Origin of the sequence: Echinicola sp. 20G (assembly GCF_015533855.1) — a bacterium.
Taxonomy (GTDB): Bacteria; Bacteroidota; Bacteroidia; order Cytophagales; family Cyclobacteriaceae; genus Echinicola.
Genome location: NZ_AP024154.1, coordinates 3,802,035 through 3,810,554, shown reverse-complemented (window position 1 = coordinate 3,810,554; position 8,520 = coordinate 3,802,035). Strand labels below are relative to the sequence as shown.

Below are 8,520 nucleotides of genomic sequence, written 5' to 3'. Positions count from 1 at the left end.
TAGATTCTTAACACTTTAAGACAGATGAACATTTGAATTATAATTTCTGAAATAGATATCAGGAATGTAGTTCACAACAATTTTCCTTTTAAATGTGAAATTCAAAAATTTAAATGCTAGAGAATTGAATGAATTCGCTAATTATTTGCAAAAAAACTCAATTAATACCCGCCTTAAGGTTGAATGTTTGACAATAAAGCTTTATTCAAACTAAAATTTAATTTCAATTATTACAGGCAATTATATTATTGGGTTTTTCAGAAATAGTTAATGATTAAAGTACTAATCCAAAATGAGTAAGACATGTGCAAAGTTTTTATCACTACAAAATAAAAATTAGGTCATATGCTTAATACAGTAAGCTATTCAATCCTTTAATTAACAAAAAATTAACTTAAACTATATTTTTCTTATACAACTATTTTTTTGAAAACGAGTATAAATAGTGCATTTGGACAAATTAAGTTTTAATTTAATGTAACAAATGGAGTATTCAATTTCCAATCATTTGAAGCTTATATTATCACTCAAACAAGTTTTTTTATAAACAAACTATCTTTTGGTTATTTCTTTTATATTTGTAGTAGTTATATTATTGAAAATTGATTCAAAGTTTTTTATGTTTTTAAATTATAGATAACTATAAAATAAAGCATAGCACTTAATTAAAATAAGTAGATGCTCAAGGAAATCACATTAATTCTAAGAGCAATTTTATTTCTTGATTGAATTGTAAAATTGATATTTTTAGATTATGGAAAACAACATAAACCCTTTAACTGTTGTATACCTATTAGCCATAACAGTAGGTCTTGTAACTGCCGTTATACTGTGGGCCTTCCCCAATTCGGAACAAAAATCCAGAAAATTGCTCAGTTTCACTTTTATTATACTCACACTCAATTTAATAGGGGAAGCAATCATGGGAAGTGATTACTTATTTAAGTTGCCTGATATGTATAAATTTGGGAACATCCTATGTTTCCTCTTTACCCCCCTCTCCTTTTTGTATATACGCTCCGTTTTACAAAAAGAGCACCCAAGAAAGCGAGATCTTTTGCATTTTCTACCGTTCGCACTAGTAATAATTGATTACATCCCCTATTTGATTTTGCCCCATGAAGAAAAAGTCATTTTCTTGCAAAACTTGATCAACGACCCGATCATCACATCAAGTGTTTCTAATCAAATTGGTATCATTCCTTCAGAAATTATTATCGTATTGTATCACATTACTTTTGGAATTTACTGGATGCTTCAGATATGGATGATCATCCGGTTTGTGAGACATGGAGATAATGATGTAAAAGAAGCCAATAAAACTACTGTAAACTGGCTGTTCTTCTTCTGTTGTGTGCAGTTTTTCTTATTTTACCCCTATTTCATTAATAATAGTTCACCGTTTGAAAACTCAATTAACCATATCATTAGTGACTTTTCCGGTGCCTTTGTTATCATTCTTAGTGCCGCCTATTTATTTAGTAGACCTGAATTACTTTATGGTCTCTCCAAAGTATTAGTACCTATTAATGATAAAATTCCTGCTGTAGAAAAAGTAAAGGCCTCATCAACTAACTCATCAAAATTCTTAAGCAAAGCCAAAATTATTGAGATAGATAGCAAACTTACAGAACACATTGAATCAAATGAACCTTTCCTTAACCAAGGGTATAACCTTAAAGATTTGTCAAGAGATCTTGATGTCCCTCTTTATATAATGAGTTCTTTTATCAATAAAGAAAAAGGAGTGAATTTCAGTGATTTTTTAAATCGTTATCGCATTGAGTATTGTAAAAAGAAAATTGCTGAAGGAGAATGGCGAAACATTACCCTGGAAGGGTTAGGCTACGACTGTGGCTTTTCCAATAGAAATTCTTTTACCGCAGCCTTCAAAAAATTTGCTGGAAAAACACCTTCGGAGTTTATAAAAAAATACAAATAATCACTGATTTTCAAAACATTATAATTCTTGGCATTTTAAACATTATATCACCCATAATTCAATCGTCATTTCATTACTTTAGGGCATAAGATGTTTTTTTTAACACTTCAGACTCAATAATTATTTATCATATAGTTACTGAAGTGTTTCAAATCTTTACATCGGAAGTTTTCTGACTACTACCTAGAAGAACCCATGCCAATACAATTGACATTGAACACAATCATTCATTTTATGGCTGCCATTACTTCGATGATGATTGCAATCATCTTATGGTGGTACCCTAACTTGGTTGAGGGCCAAAAAAAGTCCAAACAGGTTCTTTCAATAGCTTTTTTTTCCTTATTCGTATGGCACATCCTGTATTTCCTCAACAACACTAGCTCTTCCCCATTTGATTTTTCACTATTCGACGTATTTATAGTTTTTGCTGTTTCAATTTTTATGCCTTTGAATTACCTCTATTTTAATACATTGGCAAAAGCTAGTACTCTCAACATGCAACATTCTGTGCACGTTGTGTTTCCTTTAGGTATTTTTTTGATCGCCCTTTATCAATACTTTCTCCCCACTTTATGGATAGCAGAGATTATCATAATATCATTGCATATACAAATGGCTATCTATTGGATCATGGAAGTCAATCTGATTCAAAAACTCCGTAACATCAGCAAAAAAGGTTTTATACATATCAATGTTCATTGGCTTCGATGGACTGTGGCTTATTTGGTCATTCAAACAATGTTATTTATACCTTTCTTCATCTTCCAAATGTTTGGTTTTTATGAGACATTTTTCTTAGAGTCTATTACGATAGAAGCCATTTGTGGATTGTTCTTATCCCTTTCTCTTTTTCTTAGGCCATTTCTGTTATTTGGAATCAAAGACATTAGCCACAAAGAGCTGCCTTCCAAAATAAAAACCAACCCATTTACCTACCCCCAGACCATGGTGGGCAAACCAAAAAATGTAAATGAAGACGCCATCGAAGTCTATATAAACAGCTACCACCCATATCTAAAAAAAGATTGCACTCCTTCTCTATTGGCAAAAGACCTGGGCATTTCAATAGATCAGTTAAATGATTATCTGAAGCGGAAAAACGGACTTAAATTCCAAGACTATGTCAATTTAAAACGCATCCAATACAGCCAAAATATCATCAAAGAAAAAGCCTATCATGACATGACTATGGATTTGCTCGCAAAGGAAAGTGGTTTTATCGATCGACATAGTTTTATTTCTTCATTTAAAAAGCACACCGGCTACAATCCGTCTGATTACATAAAACATTTTTTCTAGACCTCTTTAAAACAACAATATTCCCATATGCCAAATTCTATAAATATTGGCAGCTATTGATTTTATATTAAATACTCCTAGACTAATCCTTAGTAAATTAAATTAATTCAATAATTACATAAAATTTCTATTGGATGATGCAGAAGTTCTGCAATTCTAGCCAGGATCAAGTCATTGATTTTTTGTAGCAAAATGGGAAATAAACGGAACAATTTGAAATCACCCCAAAACACAGTATGCCTCCTCAGTACTGTAATGAAAAGTAATAATTTAATAGCCTTGATTTTAAAAATACCCAAAGAATAATAGTCCAAAATTGAAACAATACTATAATTGATATGAAAAGAATATTATTATTTCTGGTTTTAACAATTCCCTCTATTTCCTCCTTTGCGCAAGAACAGGAAGAGGATATCGACCCTATAGCGGTATTTATTTTGGATCATATGGCCTCAGTCATAGGGGATCTCGAATCATGTTATTATACTATCACTACAGAGGTCGACACTCCCAATATGGAAGTGGGCACTGAAAAAGAACACAACGATAGTGAAGTTTATATGCAGGGTCCAAACAAAATGTTGGTCCATTCAAAAGGTCAATATGGACATCGAGGCTTTTATTATAATGGAGAGGTGTTCACTTATTATTCCTTTAGTGAAAATAATTATACTACAGTTAATGCACCGAACAATATCCTAAGTACCATTGATAGTATGAATTATTACTACGATGTAGAATTTCCTGCTGCAGATTTCTTCTACCCTACTTTTACTGATGATCTCCTGGAGAATTTCGATAAGTTGAAGTTTTTGGGATCCAAGCTAATAGATGGAAAAGACTGCTTTCATATTGCCGCCTCCAATGATTCTTTGATTGTCCAAATTTGGGTAGCCAACGACGCTACAAACTTGCCTGTCAAACTTTTGATCATTCACAAGGATAAAGAAAACTTCCCTCAATACGAAGCTACATTTACCAACTGGGAAATTAATCCCGTTATTCCTGCTTCCATATTTGAATTCTCACCTCCTCCAGGAGCAAGATTAATAGCTATCCTTCCTAAACACTAAACCACAACACCATGAAAATATCAATATATAAACTCATTCAATCTGTGTTGGCGATAGGAATTATGGCCATGCTTTATATGCCCATTGAAGCTAATGCTCAAAGGTTAAATCACAACCGAGGCGCTGCAAGACCAGCTGCAAATAGAAGTGCCGCTAGACCTGCCTCAAGTGGAAGGTCTATCAATGGAGGGGCTAGAACCTCCTCATCCAGACCTAATAACCTTAACCAACGGTCAACTCCTAATAGAAATAATCAGACCATAAGAAACCAAAATAATTCAAACAATAGAAACATTGGAAATAATCGAGGAAGCAATAATAATTTGTCCAACATCAAAAGCAACAACAGAGGCAGTAATAACAGGGTCAACATTGATAATAGTAAAAATGTCAACGTCAATGTCAACAACAGAAACAATATTAATGTAAGAAATAGAAGCACTGTTGTGGTGAGAAACCCCAGACCTTACGTCCGACCTCCTTACAGTTATGGCAGATATAGGTACTACTGTTACCATCCTTATTACTATCACCCTTTCAGACCTTTCTATTGGGGACCAGTATGGCATCCATGGGGATTTTTTGTGGCTACTTTAGCTGCCACAGCCATAGTGATATCTGTTGAAAATCAAAAATATCATTATGACCAAGGCGTGTACTATGTGGAAAGTAATGGAGGTTATACCGTCGTGGAGGCACCTGTCGGAGCTACCATCAAAGTACTTCCAGATAATTCAGAAAATGTCGTCATCAATGAGACCACCAATAATTACTACTATGGAGGCACCTATTATGAAAAAAGTGATGATGGATATACTGTAGTCCCTCCTACTTCCGGAGCTGTTGTCGAACATTTACCAGAGGGGGCTGAAGAAGTTAAAGTAGGAGATCAAACCTATGTAAAATATGGTGACACCTATTATCAGCCTGTTCAGTTAGATGGAAAAGACAAGTATGAAGTCGCTGATGTGCAAGAAGAAGAGTAAATATTTTATAAAGTCATCACTATGAAAAAATTTTGGAAATACACTTTAGTTCTACTCGCATTTATACTAACTCAAGCCGGAATGGCACAGGATAATGCAGCTGAGTTGGCCAAGAAACTGGCCAACCCTATTGCCTCACTTATATCTGTGCCTTTTCAAAACAATACAGACTATGGAATTGGTAACAATAATGGCACCAAAAACACCTTAAATATCCAACCTGTAGTGCCTATCTCCATCAATGATGATTGGAATATGATTACTAGAGCTATTGTTCCAGTGGTCACTCAATACAATATTACTGGCGAAAACACCAAACAGTCTGGCTTGGCTGACGCGGTAGTATCAGCTTTCTTTTCTCCAAAAAACTCTGAAAACCTTACTTGGGGCGTTGGTCCTGCTTTATTGTTACCTATTGGTACCAATGATTTCTTGACTACTAAGAAATTTGGCGTAGGGCCAACTGCTGTCGCTTTGAAACAAAGCAATGGTTGGACCTTGGGCGGCTTGATCAATCAAATATGGTCAGTAGCTGGCTCAAGTGAGAGAAGTAATGTCAGTCAAATGTTTGTGCAACCATTTGTGGTATATAACTGGCCAAGTGGAGCAGGGTTGGGAGCCAATATGGAATGGACACAAGATTGGAAAAACTCCAATGGCACTCTTTGGCTTAACCCTACTTTAAGTGCTGTAACAAGTTTAGGAAAACAAAAGACGCAAGTTGTCATCGGCCCTAGGCTCAATTTGGCAGCTCCTGATGGAGCCAAAGCGGATTGGGGATGGCGTGCTGTTTTGATCTTCTTGTTTCCAAAATAAACATCAAAAATTGATGTTTGGATGAAAATGAAATAGGTCTGAAAGCTTGAAAAGTCAACTCGAGTTTTCGGTAAAAGAAAAATCAAAACTCTCATAATGAGAAGCTATAATCTAAAACACATAAGCATTATGAAAAAAGCAATACGGATGTTTTTAGTAATGGCATTTGGTCTGACATGTACCGTTTCAATAAAAGCGCAAACATTTACAATGGGAAAGAAGTGCAGCGCATTGTTAGAAGAAGCAAATACACTTTTAAACTCCCAATCTTACACTGAGGCATTAGCCAAGTTGGATGAATTCTCAGGAAATTGTAAGACGAAAGACGCCAAGGAACTGGGATCTATTAGCAAGGCTGAAGCCTATAACGCCTTGGGCCAGTATGACAGGGCCATCAAAGAGGCTGATGCAGCTTTAAAAGTCAGCAAAAACAAAAGTTTAGGAGGGCATTTCCAAAAAGGAATCGCTCTTCAAGGATTAGGTGATACCTCTGGTTCAAAAGCCGAGTTGGACAAAGTAATCGAACTCACGGAGATGAACCAAAATACTAAAGAAAGGGCCAATAACTATGCCCTGATGGCCAGGATCTACAATAGACAATTAAATGAACAGGATACTGCCTTGATGTATTTAGACAAAGCCATCGAAATGGATTCTGAGAACACCTCATTTTTACTTCAAAAAGGTGACATGGCTCTTTTTCATAACCAATATCTTGATGCGTATGATGCTTATGACCAAGCTTTGGAAAATGGGCATGATCCTCTTGAGGTATACATCAGTCGCAGCAATGTAGGCCTAAAGATGGTAGAAAATAAATATGGAACAAGTAAAGCACAGGAATTGAAAAAGTCAATGACGGCCGAAGAGAAAAGCACCCTATGTTCCGACATTGGTAAAGCACTTGAGTTGGGCTGGGTGAATATGAGCATGGACATGTTTTCTGCCTTAGTATGTAACTAAACCTCTTTAAATAAATCAGATGAAAAACTTAATCATTTATGCATTGATATTGACGGTGACAGTAAGTTGTGCCAACTGGAACAACCAGCAGAAAGGTACAGCCATTGGTTCAGCCGGTGGGGCAGCGATAGGAGCAGCTGTCTCTAAAGGAAGTATTTGGGGTGTTTTAGCAGGTGCAGCCATAGGTGGAGCCGCAGGTAACTTGATTGGAAAGAAAATGGACCAACAAGCAAAAGAGTTGGCCCAAGCCATTCCAACCGCAGAAGTGCAGCGAATCGATGAGGGAATTAATGTAACATTTGATGCCAGTTTGGCTTTTGAGATCAATTCCGCCACCCTCAGCGATAGTTACAAGGAAGATCTAATAAATGCTGTTCCTGTATTCCAGAAATACCCTGACACCAACATACTCATCGAAGGTCATACCGATGATTCGGGTTCAGATGAGTTTAATATGCAACTGTCAGAAAAAAGAGCCAAAGCAGTTTCTTCTTTCTTGGCAGACAACGGAGTGGACAGGTCAAGGTTAATTGAAAAATGGTATGGGGAAACTCAGCCAAAATATCCAAATGATGATGAAAACAGGGCCAAAAACAGACGTGTAGAAATGGCCATTTATGCTAATAGTGAAATGCAAGAACAAGCTCAATCCGGTGATTTATAAACTAACTCATTACCTGAACATAAACTGAGGCTAAATGAATATTAGTTTTAAAAAATTAACCCTGCTCTTAATTATCAGTTTTTCCTTTATTCAAATTAGTCAAGGGCAAGTATTGATTTCATTACTGTTAGGAGATAAACTTAATTCAGATAAGCTTGAGTTTGGTTTAGATGGTGGAATGGCTTTCACAGATATCAATGGACTTCCAAGTTCCAGTTCAGTTTCTGCTTTTCACTTGGGGTTCTATTTTGACATCAAAATGGAAGAGCATCTTTATCTCCACACAGGTGTCATTGTAAAATCAACCTTGGGCGCTCATAAAATCCCAACCTACCCAGTAGGTGAACAAAGCCTAGATGAACTAATGTCCGAGGGAGATATAAGGAGACGCTTAAGCTATTTTAATGTACCCATTTATCTGAAATATAAATTCGATAATAGGTTTTTCATTGAAGCAGGACCACAACTTGGGCTGTTACATGGTGCCAAAGACGAATTCTTCACTGATATTAAAGATGAAGATGACCTAGTTTTTACGGAGGACATCAGGGACAGTTATAAAGCCCTTGACTATGGCCTAGCTGGAGGAATAGGCTACAGGCTAATGAAAGGAAATGGAATGAATGTCGGTTTTAGGTATTACTTAGGCCTTGCGGATATTTTAAAAGACAATACGAATGAAAGCCTTAATAATCGAGCATTTTACTTGTATGTAGGAATTCCAATTGGTGCCGGTAAGGTTGCTAAGGAAGAATAAACACTATACCAATTACC

General features: G+C 35.9%; 8 protein-coding genes. All 8 read left to right on the top strand.

All coding sequences use genetic code 11. The annotated features are described in order from the left end of the window. The first annotated feature begins 1,282 nt into the window (after positions 1–1,282). Entirely contained in the window at positions 1,283–1,942 is a 660-nt protein-coding gene (locus JL001_RS15625; RefSeq protein ID WP_200977692.1) for an AraC family transcriptional regulator, read from the top strand. Positions 1,943–2,137: 195 nt separating this feature from the next. Next, positions 2,138–3,244, top strand: a complete 1,107-nt coding sequence (locus JL001_RS15620) for a helix-turn-helix domain-containing protein (RefSeq protein ID WP_236252844.1) — start codon at positions 2,138–2,140, stop codon at positions 3,242–3,244. 338 nt (positions 3,245–3,582) lie between these two features. Continuing rightward, positions 3,583–4,317 (top strand): DUF2092 domain-containing protein, encoded by a 735-nt coding sequence (locus tag JL001_RS15615; protein WP_200977688.1) that lies wholly within the window; start codon positions 3,583–3,585, stop codon positions 4,315–4,317. Positions 4,318–4,328: 11 nt separating this feature from the next. Further along, entirely contained in the window at positions 4,329–5,303 is a 975-nt protein-coding gene (locus JL001_RS15610; RefSeq protein WP_200977686.1) for a DUF6515 family protein, read from the top strand. A 21-nt stretch (positions 5,304–5,324) separates the two neighbouring features. Continuing rightward, positions 5,325–6,119, top strand: coding sequence for a hypothetical protein (locus JL001_RS15605; RefSeq protein WP_236252843.1), 795 nt, complete (start codon positions 5,325–5,327; stop codon positions 6,117–6,119). A gap of 129 nt (positions 6,120–6,248) precedes the next feature. Continuing rightward, the gene (locus JL001_RS15600) at positions 6,249–7,082 is read left to right on the top strand and encodes a tetratricopeptide repeat protein (RefSeq protein ID WP_236252842.1); all 834 of its coding nucleotides are present in this window, start codon (positions 6,249–6,251) and stop codon (positions 7,080–7,082) included. 19 nt (positions 7,083–7,101) lie between these two features. Further along, on the top strand, positions 7,102–7,746 hold the full coding sequence (locus tag JL001_RS15595; protein ID WP_200977683.1) for an OmpA family protein: 645 nt from the start codon (positions 7,102–7,104) through the stop codon (positions 7,744–7,746). A gap of 34 nt (positions 7,747–7,780) precedes the next feature. After that, positions 7,781–8,503: a porin family protein gene (locus tag JL001_RS15590; protein WP_200977681.1), complete on the top strand. Its 723-nt coding sequence runs from the start codon at positions 7,781–7,783 to the stop codon at positions 8,501–8,503. Positions 8,504–8,520 lie beyond the last annotated feature (17 nt).